At 37.6% G+C, this 19,943-nt stretch carries 14 protein-coding genes and 3 pseudogenes; 11 read left to right on the forward strand and 6 right to left on the reverse strand.

Translation table 11 applies throughout. From position 1 onward, the window contains the following. Positions 1-369 carry a CidA/LrgA family protein gene (locus ABC357_RS08730; RefSeq protein ID WP_412887128.1) on the reverse strand — a complete coding sequence of 123 codons (369 nt, stop codon included), beginning with the start codon at positions 367-369 and terminating at the stop codon, positions 1-3. A 196-nt stretch (positions 370-565) separates the two neighbouring features. Between ABC357_RS08730 and ABC357_RS08735 the strand changes: the two genes are divergently transcribed. From ABC357_RS08735 to ABC357_RS08770, 8 genes and pseudogenes are all read left to right on the forward strand, one after another. Next, entirely contained in the window at positions 566-1,003 is a 438-nt protein-coding gene (locus ABC357_RS08735; RefSeq protein WP_412887129.1) for a MarR family winged helix-turn-helix transcriptional regulator, read from the forward strand. Positions 1,004-1,379: 376 nt separating this feature from the next. After that, positions 1,380-2,477 (forward strand): glutamate 5-kinase, encoded by a 1,098-nt coding sequence (proB, locus tag ABC357_RS08740; protein WP_412887130.1) that lies wholly within the window; start codon positions 1,380-1,382, stop codon positions 2,475-2,477. A 13-nt stretch (positions 2,478-2,490) separates the two neighbouring features. Beyond that, on the forward strand, positions 2,491-3,738 hold the full coding sequence (locus ABC357_RS08745; protein ID WP_412887131.1) for a glutamate-5-semialdehyde dehydrogenase: 1,248 nt from the start codon (positions 2,491-2,493) through the stop codon (positions 3,736-3,738). Positions 3,739-4,407: 669 nt separating this feature from the next. Continuing rightward, on the forward strand, positions 4,408-5,805 hold the full coding sequence (locus ABC357_RS08750) for a cytochrome ubiquinol oxidase subunit I (RefSeq protein WP_412887132.1): 1,398 nt from the start codon (positions 4,408-4,410) through the stop codon (positions 5,803-5,805). Further along, the gene (gene cydB, locus ABC357_RS08755; protein ID WP_412887133.1) at positions 5,802-6,818 is read left to right on the forward strand and encodes a cytochrome d ubiquinol oxidase subunit II; all 1,017 of its coding nucleotides are present in this window, start codon (positions 5,802-5,804) and stop codon (positions 6,816-6,818) included. Before ABC357_RS08750 ends, cydB begins: the two co-directional genes overlap by 4 nt. After that, positions 6,818-8,551 carry a thiol reductant ABC exporter subunit CydD gene (gene cydD / locus ABC357_RS08760; protein WP_412888619.1) on the forward strand — a complete coding sequence of 578 codons (1,734 nt, stop codon included), beginning with the start codon at positions 6,818-6,820 and terminating at the stop codon, positions 8,549-8,551. Before cydB ends, cydD begins: the two co-directional genes overlap by 1 nt. Next, positions 8,544-10,322, forward strand: a complete 1,779-nt coding sequence (gene cydC / locus ABC357_RS08765) for a thiol reductant ABC exporter subunit CydC (protein WP_412887134.1) — start codon at positions 8,544-8,546, stop codon at positions 10,320-10,322. Before cydD ends, cydC begins: the two co-directional genes overlap by 8 nt. Positions 10,323-10,436: 114 nt before the next feature. Beyond that, a pseudogene (locus ABC357_RS08770) lies at positions 10,437-11,532 on the forward strand (IS3 family transposase). A 535-nt stretch (positions 11,533-12,067) separates the two neighbouring features. Here the strand turns inward: ABC357_RS08770 and ABC357_RS08775 are convergent. Further along, the gene (locus ABC357_RS08775) at positions 12,068-12,253 is read right to left on the reverse strand and encodes a hypothetical protein (RefSeq protein ID WP_412887135.1); all 186 of its coding nucleotides are present in this window, start codon (positions 12,251-12,253) and stop codon (positions 12,068-12,070) included. 123 nt (positions 12,254-12,376) lie between these two features. On the opposite strand from ABC357_RS08775, the gene ABC357_RS08780 reads away from it, so the two are divergent. Next, the gene (locus ABC357_RS08780; protein ID WP_412887136.1) at positions 12,377-12,853 is read left to right on the forward strand and encodes a hypothetical protein; all 477 of its coding nucleotides are present in this window, start codon (positions 12,377-12,379) and stop codon (positions 12,851-12,853) included. A gap of 518 nt (positions 12,854-13,371) precedes the next feature. Here ABC357_RS08780 and ABC357_RS08785 read toward each other — a convergent pair. Together ABC357_RS08785 and ABC357_RS08790 are read right to left on the reverse strand one after the other, a co-directional pair. Then, positions 13,372-14,373, reverse strand: coding sequence for a 5'-3' exonuclease (locus tag ABC357_RS08785; protein ID WP_412887137.1), 1,002 nt, complete (start codon positions 14,371-14,373; stop codon positions 13,372-13,374). An 820-nt stretch (positions 14,374-15,193) separates the two neighbouring features. Next, positions 15,194-15,598, reverse strand: a pseudogene (locus ABC357_RS08790) (cytochrome P450); the annotation flags it as partial. 495 nt (positions 15,599-16,093) lie between these two features. On the opposite strand from ABC357_RS08790, the gene ABC357_RS08795 reads away from it, so the two are divergent. Continuing rightward, a complete protein-coding gene (locus tag ABC357_RS08795; protein ID WP_412887138.1) occupies positions 16,094-17,353 on the forward strand; it encodes an MFS transporter in 1,260 nt (419 codons plus the stop codon). 337 nt (positions 17,354-17,690) lie between these two features. Continuing rightward, positions 17,691-18,092 carry a GyrI-like domain-containing protein gene (locus tag ABC357_RS08800; protein ID WP_412887139.1) on the forward strand — a complete coding sequence of 134 codons (402 nt, stop codon included), beginning with the start codon at positions 17,691-17,693 and terminating at the stop codon, positions 18,090-18,092. A gap of 273 nt (positions 18,093-18,365) precedes the next feature. On the opposite strand, the gene ABC357_RS08805 is transcribed toward ABC357_RS08800, so the two are convergent. Further along, positions 18,366-18,806 (reverse strand): hypothetical protein, encoded by a 441-nt coding sequence (locus ABC357_RS08805; protein WP_412887140.1) that lies wholly within the window; start codon positions 18,804-18,806, stop codon positions 18,366-18,368. Between the two features lie 139 nt (positions 18,807-18,945). Further along, a pseudogene (locus ABC357_RS08810) lies at positions 18,946-19,421 on the reverse strand (DUF2975 domain-containing protein). Positions 19,422-19,943: the final 522 nt, after the last annotated feature.

Raw genomic sequence — 19,943 nt, forward strand, 5'->3', positions numbered from 1 at the left:
TTATCGCATCTCCTTCGTATGGCGCATCCGTTCGATGAATTGACTTGATGCTCCGGATATGACCATCGTTACAATCGTGCTAACTATTACCAATAGGAAGAGAATAGCTCCTTTTATTGATAATAAAGAAGAATAATTCATGACACCTATAAAAACCGGGACGAAAAGCAAAGGGAAAAAGGAAATTAAAAAAGAAGAACCTTTTTCTACCAAGGAAATCGGAATTAATCGAAAAGAAAGAGAAAGAAAGAGTAGAATCAAGCCGATAATGCTGCCGGGCAGTGGGATATGGGCATATGTATGCAAGAAATTCCCAAGTATAGAAAATAAGATTAAAACACTAATTTGCAGAATAATTTTGATAAACATAAACGTCTTGCCGGACCGTTGATACGGAACGGCGCTTCACCTTCTTCTTTAATAATGAAAGAGTTGTATGTATGGTTTTTACTATAAAAACTTGTATAATACAACTATATGCTTGTATTATACAAGCAGTATGGATATTGTCAAAAGAAAAACACTGTAGCGCTTTCATGTAATAAATAGTAAAAGGGTGAATAAGATGGAGAAGAGAAAGGTCTCATCAATAGAGGAAATAGAGTATCAATTGACCACTTTTATCAGAAGAGCGGTTTTTATGGATCAATCTGAAAAAAAAATTGGACTTTTAGAAAGAGCAAGTTATTTATTGCTTAGACATTTAAAGGAAACAGGGCCAGACCAAATAAAAGGAATGGCTGAATCTTTTCACCTGGACATCTCAACAGTCAGCCGCCAAGTGGCCGCATTGGAAAAAAAGGCATTTATTGAACGCTATGGCAGCCCGGATGATGGCCGAGTCAGTCTATTTAAAATGACTTCACTTGGAAAGGAGACTTTAGAAAAGGACCAGAAAATGCGTTTGCGGCGTTATGAGAGGATTACAGCAGCATGGACGGATGAGGAGAAGACAATATTTGCTGATTTGATTTCCAGAATGAACCTTGCTTTCTTTGAATAGGCATTCAATGTTGTTAGAATTTTCAGTTAATAAATAAAAAGGCTATTGACTTATTGTGAATTACTATGCATACTATAAAAAATACATAGTGAACGTTACGGAAGGATTAGTATACGTGACTAGCCAGCAAACAGAGAATGGAGTTTACCAGCTGAAAGACTCCTTGCATGGAAAGCCGTAGAACCTGCCTTCATAGTCCTATCTAATCCATAGGCGCAGCCCTGAGCGTTATCAGTTAAGCGGGATTTTCTGGATGTGCAGAATATTCAAGTAAGGTGGTACCACGGAAACAGCGTATTTCGTCCTTTATCGAGGAGCGAGTGCGCTGTTTTTTTCTTGCCCTAACAGAATTATTTTTTGCAGGAGGTATTCATAGATGGATAAAAAAAGGATTGTCATCAAGATTGGAAGCAGCTCAATAACCAATGCAAAAGGGGAAATTGACCAGGAGAAATTTAACGACCATATTGCAGCCATTGCATCATTAAGGAAAAATGGCCATGAAGTCATTCTAGTGTCTTCCGGCGCGGTAGCAGCAGGATTCAAACATCTAGGTTATCCCACAAGGCCAGTTACATTGAAAGGGAAACAAGCAGCCGCAGCTGTTGGCCAAGGGTTGCTCATTCAAGCATATATGGAAAAACTCCATCCATTCGGAATAATGCCTGCCCAAATATTGCTCACAAGAAATGATTTTTCTAAAAAAACACGATATAAAAACGCATATGCAGCAATAACAGAATTGCTGGCCAGAGGGATAATGCCGATCATTAACGAAAATGATACGGTTTCCGTCGCTGAGTTAACCTTTGGAGACAACGATATGCTCTCTGCTTTGGTAAGCGGAATGGTCCATGGGGAGCAACTGATCATAATGACAGATATCAATGGTTGTTATGAAAGCAATCCAAAGAAACATCCACAGGCCAAACGGATTGACTATATGGAAAACATAGACGATGAAGTATTGGATTGTGCAGGCGATACAGATAGCTCGGTTGGCACAGGTGGGATGAAGTCCAAATTATTGGCAGCCAGGACTGCGTTATCACTAGGTGTGAAAGTGTTCATTGGCCAGGGTAAAGGAGAACAAAAATTCATAGAAATTCTTGATGGTAAAGGAGATGGGACGTATATCGGAGAAATGGTGCAACCTGTTGCTACGAACAAACAGTGGATAAAGTACCATTCTCCTGTTTCAGGAAAAGTGTATATCGATGAAGGTGCTGAGGAAGCGTTATTGTACAAGGGCAGCAGCCTGCTTTATGCAGGAATTCAAGCGGTCGACGGTTTTTTCAAAAAAGGGGATGTCATTGAAGTAATAGGAAAAAGCGGTCTATTAGGCAAAGGGGAAGTGCTTTATTCCTCAGAACATTTGAAGGAATTAATAGAAAGGAAGCATCGGCTTCTTTGCGAGCCGACAGCCGCAAAAGATGAAGTAATCCATCGGAATCAGTGGGTAAAAGCCCAGTAAGGGAGGAAATAAAATGACTGAAATTCAAACAAAGGGAAGACTTGCCAAGGAGGCAAGCAGAATCATGCTAACGCTGGCTACTTCTGAAAAAGATGAAGCCCTGCGATTAATTGCCCATCAACTTCGCACGGACACCAGCCATATATTGCAAGAAAATATAAAAGATATGGAAGCGGGAAAAAGAGCAGGCTTATCGTCTTCTGTATTGGACCGAATGCTATTGACTGGGCAAAGAATTGAAGCGATGGCAGCGGCATTAGAGTTGCTGATTGATTTGAAGGATCCAGTCGGGGAGATACTCGAACGGATTGTAAAAAACAATGGATTGATCATCGAAAAAAAGAGAGTGCCTTTAGGCGTTATCGGCATGATATATGAAGCAAGGCCGAATGTGACAATCGATGCGGCTTCCCTTGCATTAAAGACTGGCAATGCCATCATTTTGAAAGGGAGTTCATCAGCTTATTATTCCAATCTTTCACTTGTAGATTCGATTCATCGGGCATTAGAAAAAAGTACAATTCCAGCAGAGGCTGTTCAATTGCTAGACGACAACAGCAGAGAGAGCGTGAAAGAATTATTCCATTGCAATGAATATTTGGATGTTCTTATCCCGAGGGGCGGAAAGAATTTAATCCAGACGGTTTTGAGGGAAGCAACCGTGCCTGTGTTGGAAACTGGTGCAGGAAATTGCCATCTGTATATTGATGGAACAGCCCAATGCGATATGGCCATTGAAGTGGCGTTGAATGCCAAAGTGCAACGTCCGAGTGTATGCAATAGTATCGAAACGATATTGGTCCATAAAAGCTGGTTATATAAATACGGAGGCCGTTTGATCAGGAACCTCTCTGAGGAAGGAGTGACCATATACGGAGATGCTGAGTGCATGGCTCTTGGAGAGTGTATATTGTCTGCATCAAAAGAACATTGGGAAAAAGAATTTTTAGGTTTGGAAGTGGCGATAAAAACGGTTGAAACAATTGAGGAAGCCATCGACCATATAAATAGGTATGGAACAAGGCATTCGGAATCGATCATAACGGAAAATGATGATAATGCGGACCTTTTTATGGCATTAGTTGATGCTGCAGCTGTATATCACAATGCTTCAACAAGATTTACGGATGGTTTTGAATTTGGCTACGGGGCGGAAATAGGAATAAGTACACAGAAACTCCATGCAAGAGGGCCGATGGGGCTGGCAGCGTTAACATCTGAAAAATTTTTCATACAAGGAAATGGGCAAATAAGAAATTAAAAGGAGCTACTAGCTTCTTTTTTTGTTGTAATCTTACATTTGTTTAGGCGCTATTTTACATTTCTTTTGACGTCAGAAGAAATGACCTGTCCAAAAGATTGGCCAACGGATTAAAACGATCCATAAGGTTTTGATCAGATGTAGTAATAATCAATTAACATCGGATAAAAGAATTTTAAATGTTAAAAAAAAGTGACCAATTTGTAGCTAAAGTCTGTCTGCGGGCTTCAAAGTTCATTGTAATGTCACAAAGGCAAATAGTAATTTCCACCACATTTTTAGTAACTTTTGTTAAAAAATCTTTTTGTTTATCCTTAATAGAGCTTGATTTTAATGGGTTTGCGCTGTTTTGTTTAAATGTTTCCAGCTTTCAGAATCTGTGTCTATTCTCTTACAAAAGACAAATTCTATAGATATTCTACAGAAAAAGAAATAAAATATCCGTATTGGAATCGTAATGGGGAAATATTAGAAAATAGAAATCTTTTTTATTTACACAACTTATTTGTCTGCCCTGTTTTTAAGGTTTTCAACTTGGAAACCTATTTAACGATTTCTAGTCAATATGTTGCAGGTTATAATAATAAATCAAACTTTGTGAAAATATGAACAGGTTGATTTTTTCAATAACTTGCGTTGAATTACTGGATGATAAGAGGGGGAAACATCATGGAAGTTCTTGATTTAGCTCGTTTTCAATACGCAGCTACAACTATTTTTCACTTTCTCTTCGTTCCGCTATCCATTGGGATGATCTTCCTTGTGGCAATTATGGAAACACTTTATGTGGTGAAGAAAAAGCAAGTCTACCTGGATATGGCAAAATTCTGGGGGAAAATATTCCTTTTATCTTTTGCAATTGGTGTCGTAACAGGGATTCTTCAGGAGTTCCAGTTCGGAATGAACTGGTCTGAATACTCACGGTTTGTCGGCGATGTATTTGGAGCTCCTTTAGCAATTGAAGGATTGTTAGCATTTTTTATGGAATCTACGTTTATCGGTGTTTGGATTTTCGGACGGGATAAACTCCCTAAATGGGTGATTGCACTTGCAGCTTGGTTAGTAGCGATTGGAACAATGCTATCCGCATTATGGATCCTAGCGGCCAACTCATTCATGCAGCAGCCTGTAGGGATTGAAATTGTGAATGGAAAGCCAGTATTGAATGATTTCATGGCTTTACTGACAAATCCTCAATTATTGGTTGAGTTTCCGCACACGATCTTCGGTGCATTAGCAACTGGAGCTTTTGTTGTCGGTGCAGTAAGTGCCTACAATATGCTAAAGAAACGCAATTTGGATTTCTTTCGCCGTTCATTTAAAATTGCAATGATTGTTTCATTAATCAGCGGTATTTTAATCGCATTTAGCGGCCACATGCAAGCGCAGCACTTAATGAGTGCACAGCCAATGAAAATGGCGGCGAGTGAGGCACTTTGGGAAGATAGCGGCGACCCTGCAGCTTGGTCATTGCTTGCAAATATTGATTCAGATGAAATGAAAAACAAATGGTCGATCGATATTCCTTTTGCATTGAGCATTTTGGCTTATGACTCCTTGCATGGTTCTGTAGAGGGAATGAAGACCCTTCAAAAAACGTATGAAAAACTGTATGGGGAAGGCGTCGACTATATTCCTAATGTCGAAACGGTATTCTGGAGCTTCCGTATCATGGCAGGCTTTGGAGGATTAATGGTATTGATTTCACTTGTTTCTCTATATATGTTGAGAAAAAGAACATTGGAATCAAAACCTTGGATGTTGAAAATACTAATTGCATCATGTGCATTGCCTTTCATTGCCAATACAGCAGGTTGGATCATGACAGAAATTGGGCGCCAGCCTTGGACGGTATTCGGTTTGTTCACAACGGCGCAATCTGTTTCTCCTAACGTTTCGGCAGGACAATTATTGTTCTCGATCATTGCGTTCTGTGGCTCCTATTTGATTCTCGGCATCATCATGGTTTACATGACGATCAGGGTTGCAAAACAGGGACCATATAACCATCCGCCTCATGCGAAGGCAGATGTCGATTTGTTGGATAAGGAGGCCTTTGACCTATGACATTAAATGAACTGTGGTTTGTCCTTGTCGCTGTACTTTTCGTCGGATTCTTCTTTCTGGAAGGATTTGACTTCGGTGTAGGAATGCTCACACGCCTGTTAGGGCGTAACGAAAAAGAAAGAGATCAGTTGATTAATACCATCGGGCCTTTCTGGGATGCTAATGAAGTATGGCTAATTACAGCAGGTGGAGCTTTATTCGCTGCATTCCCGCATTGGTATGCAACCATGTTCAGTGGATACTATATCCCGTTTGTGTTTTTCTTGCTCGCTTTAATAGCTCGCGGTGTGGGTATTGAATATACACACCATGCACTTAGTGCCAAATGGAAAAATATGTGGCAATGGCTCGTCTTCTTCGGAAGCTTCCTGGCACCATTCTTATTGGGCGTTTTATTCACCAGTCTTTTAAGAGGCATGCCAATTGATGAAACCATGACTTTATATGGTGGATTCACAGACTATGTCAATGTGTACTCAGTTGTTGGCGGTTTGGCCGTTGTCCTGTTGTCCTTGGTGCACGGTTTGACATTTGTCGGATTGCGTACAGAAGGAAGTATCCATGACCGTGCCATTTCACTTTTAAACAAAGTATACATCGTTCTATTTGCTGGTTTGGTCCTGTTCGCGATCCTGACATACACGTCGACAGATCTTTTCGATGTACGTCCAGTTGCAACGCCTGTATTCTTGGTTGTAATCGTTCTTTCAGCACTTTTTGGTTTGATTTTCGCTAACAAACGAAAAGAGGGCTGGGCTTTCGGCATGTCCGGGTTAACGATTATTGCTACTGTAGCTATGCTGTTTGTCGGATTGTTCCCAAGGGTTATGATCTCTTCGATTGATCCTGCATTCAATTTAACAATCGAAAATGCGGCAAGTGGACATTATACGTTGTCATTGATGACAAAAATAGCATTTACTTTACTTCCATTCGTTCTTGGTTATCAAATCTGGAGCTATTATGTTTTCAGAAAACGTATTAGCGATAAAGAAACGGTGAATTATAAATGATGGATAAATCATTATTGGCTTTAAAGGGTTTTAAACAAACGATGGCGCTTTTGACGGTGTTGGCTCTCCTTCAGGGAGCCTCCATCATTTTTCAAGCGAAGTACCTTGCTGAAACCATCACAAACTTATTTAATGGGGAGAAGCTGTCTGATCAGCTGCTTCCCATCCTTTTATTTGTAGTTTTCTTTTTAATTCGACAATTGATTGTGCTATTCCGGGACCGGTATATGCAGTATTATTCAATCCAATCGGGATCAGCCATCCGCCAGTCATTTACGGCCAAATTATTTACACTTGGACCTAATGTAACGGAAACGGAAGGGACAGGCAATTTGGTTACCATGGCTTTAGAGGGAATCACTCAATTGGAGACTTACATAAAGCTGTTTCTTCCAAAAGTAATGAACATGGTGATTATTCCTCTCATGATTTTTGCTTACTCTCTATTATTAGACCTCCGTTCAGCCGTCATTTTACTCCTCGTATTGCCAACGCTTATTTTTTTCATGGTCATACTCGGATATGCTGCACAACGTAAGGCCAATAAGCAATATGAGTCCTATCAAACACTATCCAACCATTTCGTTGATTCATTGCGCGGGTTGGAAACCTTACGTTTATTAGGTTTAAGCAAGCAGTATGACCGGAATATTGAACAAGTGAGCGAGCGGTACCGTTCTTCCACCATGGGTACGTTAAAATATGCGTTCTTATCGACCTTTGCATTGGATTTCTTTTCAAGCCTTTCAGTGGCAATTGTCGCATTATTTCTTGGTTTAGGCTTGTTGGATGGAAGTATGGTTCTACTTCCTGCATTGACTATTTTAATTCTTGCACCTGAATACTTTGTGCCAATCCGTGATTTTGGAAATGACTATCATGCGACGCTTGACGGTAAGAATGCCCTTCAAGCCATAAATGCCTTATTAAAGCTGCCAGAGAAGGAAAAAAATGATAGTCAATCGATTCCGGCATGGCATGGTGAGAGTGAGTTATCTGTACAACATTTGACTTTTAAACACGATGACGATCGGATTACGTTGTCCGATCTTTCATTTAAGGCAAATGGCTTTGGGAAAATAGGGATTATCGGAGCCAGCGGGTCTGGCAAGTCTACCTTAATAAATGTATTAGCTGGATTCCTGACTCCATCTGAAGGCGACATAAAGATAGATTCAAAACCGATTGGCGATTTTTCATTAACTGATTGGCAAAGCCAAGTCCTATATATACCCCAGCACCCTTATATATTCAATGATACGGTTGCAGGCAACATCTCTTTTTATACGAAAGGGGCAACTGTCGACCAAATCGAAAAAGCAAGCAGGCGTGCTGGATTGACGGAATTGATAGCTTCTTTGACGAAAGGCCTTGAAGAAGAAATCGGTGAAAGCGGCAGGGTTTTAAGCGGCGGACAAGAACAACGGATTGCCTTAGCACGTGCATTTCTTGACGATCAGCGGAAGATTCTATTATTCGATGAACCGACTGCCCACCTGGACATTGAGACAGAATGGGAACTTAAGCAAAATATGATTCCTTTATTTAAAGACCGTTTAGTCTTTTTTGCCACCCATAGACTTCATTGGATGATGGAAATGGATAAAATCATTGTGATGAAAAATGGGCAAATCGTCGAAATTGGCACTCATCAGGAACTATTGGATGCAAAAGGCCATTATTATGAACTAACTCAGGCACAGATGCATGGAACCGAGGTGCAGAATGGATAAAAAAAATCTTTCATTAAAAACAGTACTTGATAACTCATGGGTCAAACCGTACTTGAAAAATAATAAAAAACTGCTTATTTTGGTTTTGCTGCTAGCAACGGCCACTTTCCTATGCGCAGGGGCGCTTATGTTTTCTTCCGGTTACTTAATATCTAAATCGGCAACCAGACCGGATAATATTCTGATGGTTTATGTACCGATCGTATTAGTGCGGACATTTGGGATTTTCCGGCCGGTCTTCCGCTATTTGGACCGGCTTGCCAGCCACAATCTGGTTTTAAAGATTCTTTCTTCCATGAGGGTGCGCCTTTATCGGAAATTGGAATCCCAAGCTCTAACATTTTCTTCGCGTTTTACGACAGGCGATTTGCTCGGGGTTTTGGCAGATGATTTAGAGCATATCCAGGATCTATATTTGAGAAGTGTTTTCCCAAGTGTAGTTGCCGTTATTCTATATGCCATTTCAGTAATTGCATTAGGATTCTTCTCAATTCCTTTTGCATTGTTGATGTTATTGCTATTATTCGTTCTGGTTGTTTTATTCCCGCTAGTGTCTTTATTGGTTACTCGCAAAAGACAAGCGCAAATCAAACAAGCCCGCAATGAGTTGTATAAAACAATGGGTGATGCAGTAATGGGTATCAGCGATTGGAAAATCAGCGGCAGACAAAAGGACTTTCTGGCATCCTATGAAGATAAGGAACACGCTCAGGATCAATTGGAACTGAAAACTGAACAATTCAATCGTTTAAGAAATTTCCTATTTCAAATAATGGTTGCTGTTGTGACCATCTCAATGGTTATTTTTGCAGGAACAAGTGCAGAAAATGGCTTGTTCGCACATATATGGATTGCAGCCTTTGTACTTGTCGTTTTTCCGATTACTGAAGCTTTTGCGCCTATCCCGGACTCAATATCACAACTGCCGGGTTATGACAATTCTTTATCCAGACTAACGGCGATTGAAGATACCGCATGTGAGTCAACAAAAACAAATAGTCAGCAGCTAGCTATGCTAAAGAGTGAACCCCATTTGGATATCACCTTTCATAATGTGACTTTTTCATACGGCGATGCGAGTTCCATGCCGCTAATCCGAGAATTGAACCTTCGTTTAGCACCAGGTGAACAAGTTGCATTGCTAGGCCGCAGCGGGGCTGGAAAATCTACAATTGCCAAACTTTGCTTGGCTACATTAAAGCCGGCTAGTGGAACAATTACAATCAATGGTATCAATGTTTCAGAACTAGAAGGGGAAATTGCCCAATTGATTTCTGTCCTTCAGCAAAAACCGCATCTATTTGATTCTTCAGTCATGAATAACATTCGTTTAGGAAATCCAAAAGCGACGGATGAGGAAGTAATGGAAGCTTCGAAAAAGGTAGGCATGCATGAGTATATTACTTCCTTGCCCGAAGGCTACCAAACGAGAATGCGTGAATTGGGAGCCAGATTCTCTGGGGGGGAACGGCAAAGAATTGCACTTGCGAGAATACTTCTGCAGGATAACCCTATCGTGATTTTGGATGAACCTACTGTAGGTTTGGATGCCATAACGGAACGCAACCTGTTGAATACCATTTTTACAACACTACAAGGGAAAACGGTACTTTGGATTACTCACCACCTTGTTGGTGTGGAAAAAATGGATAAAGTTTTGTTTATCGAAAACGGGGAGATTAAAATGAATGGCCCCCATAAGCAGCTGGTACAACAAAGTGCCCGCTATCAACACTTATATGAACTGGATTGCCCGGTTAAAGAATTATAAAAAAACCTGCATGCCTGAATGGGGACTGACCTAAAAATTTGAAACAAATAAAAACACCTTTCGTTGAAAAACGGGTATTCAATCCCTATGAATCAATGTGGAGGTGTTTTTTCTATGGGTACAAGAGTCAGTTATCCAGCGGAAGTAAAAATGAAGGCAAAGAAGTAATGGAAGAATTAAATATTCGAAACTATACACAATTAAAAACATGGATGAGTTGGTATCGAAAAGGAGAACTGTATCGTTTTGAACAGCCTGCAGGAAAAAATATACATTTGGAAAAGGACCGGAGTATGGAAGTGAAATGGAGAAGCTACAAGCAGAGAACCGATATTTAAAACAACAAATTGAAGTCTTAAAAAGTACAAGGAACTGGATAGGAAGTGGTTCCGAGAGTAGTCGTAGGGTTGGTGGATGAGTTAAAAGGCATCATGACAGTTGGAGAAATCTGTGGTCATTTAGGAGTTTCTCGTGCTACCTATTATCGCTGGAGAGCCCAAGGTGACAAGAAAACCGGTAAAGAGATTCGTGACCAACAAATCGGAAATCTGTGTAAACAACATAAATTTAGGTATGGATATCGAAAAATCTCTGCCCTTTTACCCTCTGTAAGTGAGAAAACGATTCAAAGGACTATGCAGAAATACGGGTGGCAATGCCGTGTGAAAACGAAGAAACGAAAGCGTACCGGTCAACCGGCCCAAGTGGCATCCAATCTGATAAACCGTCGTTTTAAGGGAGTTAGGCCCTTAGAAAAATTAGTCACAGATATTACTTACTTGCCATTCGGCCAATCGATGATGTATCTTTCAACTATCCAAGATCTGTTAAATGGCGAAATCATAGCGAAAACAATCGGCTTTAAGCAAGATACGGAATTCGTATTAGATACACTAAATCAGCTGTCTGACTTGCCTGAAGACTGTATCCTTCATAGCAATCAAGGGTCTGTCTATACATCGTATGCTTATCAGGATGCCGTAAAAGAAAAAGGAATGACCATGAGCATGTCCCGCAAAGGCACGCCCGCTGATAATTCTTTCACTCCTCGCTAAAGTCAGAAACGTTCTATCTCGACGGAATCTATCGCACAACCAATGCGCATGTGATTCAAATCGTCGGAAAATACATTACTTATTATAACAATAGTCGTATTCAAACAAAACTAAACAGTCAATCTCCGGTACAGTACCGTCAATTGACTGCTTAGAAAGGTGTTTTCAAATTATCTCAAAAAGGATAGTCAGTGCCATAAAGCGGAAGAATTCCACTGAATAGAAAAAATGTTCAATAAGGAAAAAGGAATGTCATAAATAAAAAAGAGTGCTAAAAGTAAAAAATAAAAAGCTTAATCGGCTTTTCATTTTTATATTTAACAATTGAAATAAAGTCAGAAACCAAAGCTTAACTGATCTTCATTATGCAGCTCTTGTTTTTTTGCTTGCGTTCTCTGAACAATGATTTTAGCACATTGAAACCACTCTCTTTCTTCTTTGGTTCCTTCGAAATGAAGGTAGTTGTGCTCATTGTATCTAGATAAGAATTTCCTGGTCGTTCATTTAAAAATCTGCTCCTGTTTTTTTAGAAACTCAGTCAACCATTCGTCCTTCCAATATTTCATATTTTTTGATTCAATTGCGCTCATATTCGAAAAACCTCCGTATCATTCTAGAAATTTATAACAGTATAGCCACAAATCAGTAGAATGAACGAAATTTTGAAAATATTATAAACGGAATATTTTCTTACATTTCATTTTTACTTTTACCTCCTATGAAGGTAGAGAATAAAACAGTTACTAAAAGCCCTATGTATAGCGCATATTTAAAAAAATGATTTGTGGTATAGCCAAATAAATATGAGAAACCAGTAAGAATCATTAATATACCAACAACTACTCCAATGTAACCGATCATTTTCATAATATTCATTACAAAACTCCTATTCTATTTTTTATTTTTAGTAAAAAATACCATTTTGTATATTTTTGTAAGTTATGATTTGATAACATCTCAGTCAGTTACTATAATTTTACAAAAAAAGGAGGTGTTAAGTTGAAGATAACAAAAGTAGGATTTATTGTCACCCTTATCTTTTCGTTGCTATTTACATTTATTCCTTATAATAGCAAAACATACGCAGAAAGTAATCCAGTTATTGATCAATACATCTCGGTTATATCAGTAACGAAAAATAAGGACCTTTCAATCACGGCTAAATATAAAATCAAGAAGAATTTCAAACCCGGAAGTTCTCAAACAGCAGTAAATATTTCAATTGGGTATTCTTGGCCTACGACCTACAGGTTAAATAACAGTTATAACGCTTATAAAGCTGTAAAAAGTACAAAAGGAACCTATACGGTAACTATTCCGAAGCCTAAGATAAGTTTAATTGGTACTCAACTAATTAAAGTGAACTTATCAGCCGGAAGATATTCTTCCTCAAAACACATTAAATCTGTATTTAATTATCCTTCTACAGTAACAACTAAAGAATTAGAAATCACAAAAAAAATTGGCATTTGCTGAATACATTGTAATAGCAGGGGTAGGATTCACAGCGAAGTTATTCCCTGGAGGTCGAATATCCGCTGTTGTAAACGGAATTGTTAAGGCTGGTTGGTCTTCGTACTACACTTTTACTGGGTTAGGTGTAGTTAAAGGTTTCCCTACAAAGGTTGTCGGTCAATATTATCAAGAAAAGTTTTATTACAACAGCAAGGGTTTGAATATTCAAAGTAAAGTCTGGTCTTCTAAGAAATCTTTCCAAAGAAAAGAACTGCCTATTTATAACGGCACAAGAACAATGAAATGGTAATTAGACATTCAACTTTAAAACGGGAAAAGAATATTTTTCAGAACATAACAGGCTTCCTCAATACACTTCCTATACCTCTACAACGCCTAAAATCACACTTGTTTGTTTAATATCATTCATTGAAAAGATTCTAAGAACATTTTTACAGTTAATTGATACAAAAAAAGCCACGTATTGAACGCAGCTTTTTGAAATTAAATGTAATGACCTTTCAATTTAGTCATCTTTTTTATAGAAGCGACCTAAACTCCAAGTCTTCAAAAACACCATACATTTTTTCTTTATTAAGAGTAAAAACAAAATCATCAATCGTTTTTTTATTGTAAACAGGTATATCAGTTTCGATTGAAGCAAGAGTTTTACTTAACAAGGCAATATCCTTATGTTCTAGCATTTTTTCGGGATTGATTCTTTTTACACTTTTAGATTTAAGCAACTCTTTCGCTTCTTTGATTGATAGAGGTTCTACCGCTTCATAAAATTCTTCTATAGTATTGAAATTTTGAAGAAGAGGAATAGCCGTTTTTTCGCCAATGCCAGTCACTCCTGGGATATCATCCGAAGTATCTCCAGATAGTCCTTTAAGGTCGATTAGCTGTTTAGGATTCTTTAACTGATAAAGAATCTGAAATGCTTCTGGAGTAAAAGGGAAGTATCCAAAGGGTGCATACTTTAATCGATCATCAATATCCATAAGAGCATTCAACATTTCAGTATTTTGTTTGGGTTTAACACCTAACCATACCGTTGAGTTATTATTGATTAATTGAAGAGCATCCCTATCTTTGGTAATAATAACAACTTTATGAAGCTTTGAAAGTACAGATGAAAATGTGCCTATCAAATCATCCGCTTCAAATCGATCAGCTGTAAATTGAGGAACTCCCATATCAGCCAAAACCTTTTTCATTAGAGAAAACTGTTCCTCTAATTCTTGTGGCTTCTTTTTTCTGCTTGATTTATAGCCAGAGTAAAGGGCTCGTCTGTCTTCTCTAGGATCATCCCAACACACAGCCAGGTGATTAATTTCGTTCTCGTTATGAAGTTTAAGAATAGCTTTAACCATACCAAGGACGCCATTTGTATATCGGCCGTCGGAAGTATGTAACGCTTTTTTAATTGCTTCTGCCTTATCCTCGTCTGTTTTTGCAAACTTATAAGCATTAGGAGGCGTTGCAAAAAAATTAGTAGCAAGCATTGAGGACCCGTCGATTAAATATATTGTTTTCATAAAACTTCTCCTTACTTTTTGACATATAGGTTTTAATCCAAAGTTCTGAAAGTAAGGAAAAAAGGTGAAATTAAGCTTTATAGTCTCCAAGAAGCGGGCTATACTTGCTGATCACATTCAGGTTGTAGTTATTAAATAGGCATTAATAATAAGCACGGATAACTGTGACAGCTTTCGTGCTTATTTTTCATAACAAAAAGGAACTATAAGATAACTTTATAAGATAACTATATAAACCATTAAGCTGATTTTTTTGAAAAAGTTTTTCCCACCTACATATGAAATAATTGTATGCTAATGAACATAGAGCATAGAACGAAGGGAAGTTGTTAAATGTTACTAGAACTTGTGATGTACCGCTGTGTAAAGATTATTCCCTAAGACAATGTGGTTTTGATTTTTGTAGCGAACACGCAAAGATGCTCTCGCATTTGGATATACAAGATAAAAGTGTAAAGAAAAGAAGAATTCAATATCAGGTAAAAATAATTCAAGAATTTGAACGCGGTAAAAATGCACCCGGAATCCACAGAAAATAATCATTTGAAGGAGCGAATGAAAAATGATAGAAATCGATTTGAAAATTAACGGGAAAACAGCTTTTAAGTATAAAACATTTTCCGTTCCAAGAGTTGATGAATTGTTGGATATATCGTACGAAGATATAAATAGAGAATTTCTAATAAATAAGGTAACACACTGGGTGCAAGACATTTTTTAGAACAGTACCGCTCACAAGCTTCTAAATACGGTTTAGTAGATTTGCTAAATGAATTGGATGATTATCTTACCATTCATTTCAAACGTCAAAAGGAAGCAAGAAAGTAAGGTGTTTTCTGTTGTTCGAACGATGGATGTCAATAGAAAATAGATTTTCAAACATATTTTAATCCATATTGCATCCGTTCATCCACGCTATAACCACATCTCCTTTTTTCAATTCTACCCCTAATAGATGATTATCCTGTTTGACGGTACGGTCTCTTCTTGACATATGAAATCTGTATCGCAGCATTTCTTCAACCGCTATAGGCACTAAATCTATATTGTTTCTTAATTCCCTGTAGAGTGTATCATCATCATAAAGAAATGAATAGAACGTATTGGCAATGGCGTGGCTTGTTGTTTCAACGCCTGCCCCTAATAAGAGCATTGTAGCCTGAACAATTTCATCATCCGTGAATACTTCACTGTCTACTTCAGCTTTAATGAGGTCAGAAATAATATGTAAAACTCTATACTATTACGATACTCTAATCAGAGTAACAATAACAGTGTATATAGTATTAATCCTTAACATCCAATTTTGTTCTAGTGGAGTTCTAGCTATTTTTGTAAATTAACAGCTATATCTGATAGACCATTCGTTTTGGTAAAACATCTTTTACAAAATAGGGAAAAACTTTACTATCTTAAACTCATCTATATATAAGGGAATTGTCATTAGGTGACACATCAAAAAAATAAAATGGTAGGAAAAAGTTGGTTCTTAGCCTATTTCTGTTGAAGATATCTAAAAAATAATGACAGCTAGTTATTATAACGGTATAAAATTTGCATGTTTTTACATTGTTTATACATTCAACCTAAAAAGGGAAAAATTACAATTATTTGGTTGAAGCTCAAAAATCCATAAAGAGGGGAGTTTTCCATTTAGATGGATAGGTTGGTTCAAAAATAGGTTTACTCTTATAAAAGAATGCCAAAAAGGATGGGATTTATGAAAAAAAACGGAACGATTTTTTATGGTTGGTGGATTGTATTAGTCGGATTTCTGATTATGACCTTTATATTTGCTCCAATAGCAAACCTAGTTTCACTATTTACCCTACCGGTAACGAAAGAACTCGGCTTTAGTTCTTCTCAATTTATGCTTTATTTCACTATAATGGCTCTATCCGGCATAGTTGTGAATCCATTAGCTGGACAACTAATCAAAAAGATGGACATCAGAAGCTATTTAACGATTTTTATTATGATTGCCGCTCTATCTTTTATCGGTTTTTCAATATCAACCAAACTGATTCACTTTTACCTTTTTTCTGTTTTAATGGGTATTGGTATGACAGGAGGAGCAGGAATTCCCGTTTCTGTACTGATTACCAACTGGTTTAATGAAAAACGGGGCCTATGTTTAGGTATTGCATTAGCTGGAAGTGGATTTGGCGGTGTCATCCTTAGTCCTTTGGTAAATTGGCTCATTACCGCATATAGTTGGAGAACAGCGTATCTAGTATTAGGCATAATAATTGCCGTTATGTTGATTCCGTTAAGTATTTTCGTAGTAAAATTCAGTCCAGCAGACAAAGGATTAACGCCGCTTGGAGAAGCAATCTCATTAGATCATGCCGAAGGATTGAGTGGGCCGACATTCCGTCAAACCTTAAAATCGATATCATTTTGGACACTTGGTTTGGGCATTCTAATTGGCGGTATTGTTGTTAACGCAATGCTTCTTAATCTAGTGCCATATTTAACTGAAATAGGAACATCGGCAAAAACAGCAGCATTGCTTTTATCACTGGGTTCTGCCATGGTTATCTTTTCAAAAGTCTTAGTAGGGCGTTTATTTGATAAAATGGGTTCTATTCCAACGGTATTTATCATATCCGCAGGAAGCTTGATCAGTTTTCTGTTTTTAATGAAAGCAAATATCGTTTCACTGGCCATTCTCTATACCATTTTTTCTGGAATAGGTTCAACCGCAATTACAGTAACACCAGCTTTTATGACAGGTGCACTGTTTGGAGAGAGGGAATATGGAGCAAAATATGGCATTGTGGCAATCTTTATTTCATTAGGCAGTGCGATAACCCCTATAGTGTCAAGCCTCATTTATAATATTAACCATTCGTATGGATTATTGTTAAATACACTTATCATCCTTGCCATTGTGCAATTTGGATTATTTTTCATTGCAAGTAAAACAAGGCCTCTAACTGTTGTGAATTCTGATATTTCAAATAAAGAGGCAGTATAACAGTAGGTAGCTAATTACATTGATCATTGGCATTGGAAGTAGATTTTGTCCATTAAGCTCTGAATCTTTTGGGAGTTGCAATTATGCCCTGCTTGTCTTACACTCAGAGCAGATTGTACAAAACAAAGGTAGATATCGGCATGTGATTAAAAAAAGCATTTGTATGTGATGTATACAAATGCTTTTTTCTATGTTCTTTTTGGTTCAAAAAAAACTTATATACGTTGGAAAATGTAAAAGAAGGTGATTTGAATTTCTTTACATAATCATACACTTTCATTATGAGTAATATGGTATATTCAAAAAAAGGGGCTATTGGAAAGATGAGGGGGTTAAAATGTTGAGAGTATATTCGATTGGACAAATCAGGACAAATAATTTTACAGACGAAAACATGATGCGAAAAATCACGGGGTTATGGGCTGAAGCAGGAGACATCCTCCAGTCGATTCAAACGGTTTCATATGCAGTGTACCATCAATACGAAAGCAATTATCAAGGGGATTATACATTAAGCATAGCGCTTGAGGAGTATAGCGGTGAAGAATGCATTGATCTGCCGACAACGGATACATACCAGGCGTTTTCAGTTGATTCTTCGGATAAGGAGGGTATATACAAAGCGTGGAAACAAATATGGGGCATGGAGGAAGAAGGAGCAATTCAGCGAGCATACACGATTGATTATGAGAAATATTACCCGACAGGTGAAATTGAATTATGGATAGCGATTAAATAAATGATATATCGAATACGTCATATACAGTATGTTAGGTAATGATTTTGGTAAAGGTACTCGAAGATAAGAAATCTCGATACATGCATAAAGCAAACTGGGCTGAATGATTAAATAATGAAAGAGTCACATTTGCAGGGGGAAGTGCATCTAATACATGACTTGTGCACAGATATCATTTTCTTACAGTTGCCATAGCTAATGTAGTCTTTAATAACTGACCTTGCAATCAACAAATAAAGGAGGTAAGAAACGTGAACGTCTTTTTCCCTTTAGTTATGTATCCGTTTCTTTGCCAAATCCAGCTATAAAAAAACAACTTAAAAAGGCAATAATTGCAGAAAAGGTTACAAAAAGCAAGCCTAAAGCTCTCATGAAAGTGTCTTCTCCTGGATAGGCAGGCTCTAGTGTCAAATAACGATAACCAAAATATAGAGCTACCCCCACATAGAAACTGCTTCCGACCGCACCTACAATTAAACGGTTTCTTTTTGGATACATGCCGGCCTCGCAAAAAAGAGCCCAAACAAAAAGGCTACCAATGCTTGCACAAATAATAAGCATTATATGAGCAAAAGGGATGGGGTAGAGAAGAAGTAAATAGAACAATAGAATAACGGCAAAAAAAATCACGGCGTTTATTAGAAACAAAAGCAGACCTGCCTTCCAATATGTATGAAGCCAAGGTACTTTTTTTAAGGATTGGACAAGTTTCATATCTTTTATGAAACATTGGATCAGTATCTTTTTAAATGATAGGATAAGTAACCATCCTAGGGTGCCTATTAACAGAAGGCTGGTCATATGATCTCACTCCACATTCATAATTGTGTGCAAAATGGCACATCTTATATTCTCATATGGTTAAATCGTTTTCCGCTTTAAAAGACAAAACCTTTTTAATCATCTCCTGCAGAAGATCAGCGATCAAAGCGATAACCAGAGAGGCAAATAGAATAACCCCAGCGAAAAGCGCAATGCCAGGATGCAGGGCGTTTTGCGACAATAATAGGTTTATGCCAAGCGCGTAAAGGGATACAATTATAAGGGCACTTTTTTTATAAAGGCTAACGCCCCCACAGCTTGCTTGGAAAATAGGCATTCTCTCTCAATGAAAAACAATAATTTCCAAGCTTGATATAGCGAAAAATAAAAAGGGATAGAAGTTGTATACAACCCTGTCATTAAAGGAATTTTCAAATATGAATAAGAAGGATTCAATATTGCTGCTTCTTTTGCAGTAACAGGCAACCAAAAGGCCAGAAGCAACAAGACAACCAATCCAATGAATATAATGCTTATTTGTAAGGTAATGACGCTTACTCTTCCCATCCTGAAACCACCTATATTTTACATTTTTATTTTATCTTACACTATTTTTATTGAAATTCAATAAATTTTTATCAAGATACGAATAATTATGATAGAAGAAAGGCTTCAAGAAGAAATAAACTGTAAAAACAGATCTCATTCTATACATATTTTAGGAAAGCAACATCCTTTTGATCATGAGAAAAAAACCTTGGTGTAAAAAAATTGAAAATAAAATGAAAACGATTCATCTGAACTAACCTATCGTCATATGTATGTATTGTCAGTCAACAAAAGAGCGAACGAAGGCTTTCGAATGAATTTACTCTTAAAAGGAAGACATTTTCAAACGGAATAGTTGATATTTGGGTAAATAAAGAAGAGAATTGAATAAAGAAGAAAAAATAGTCCTATAATTCTTATTATAGATATTTATTTTTTGAAATTTTAATGTTTTAATGAGAATAAAGACATTTATTTTCATACAGCATGTTCGTTGATTGAACTGATTCATATAGACCTGATTAGCTGTAAAAGAGCGGA

It is taken from the genome of Bacillus kalamii (assembly GCF_047238185.1).
Classification (GTDB): domain Bacteria; phylum Bacillota; class Bacilli; order Bacillales; family DSM-1321; genus Bacillus_AD.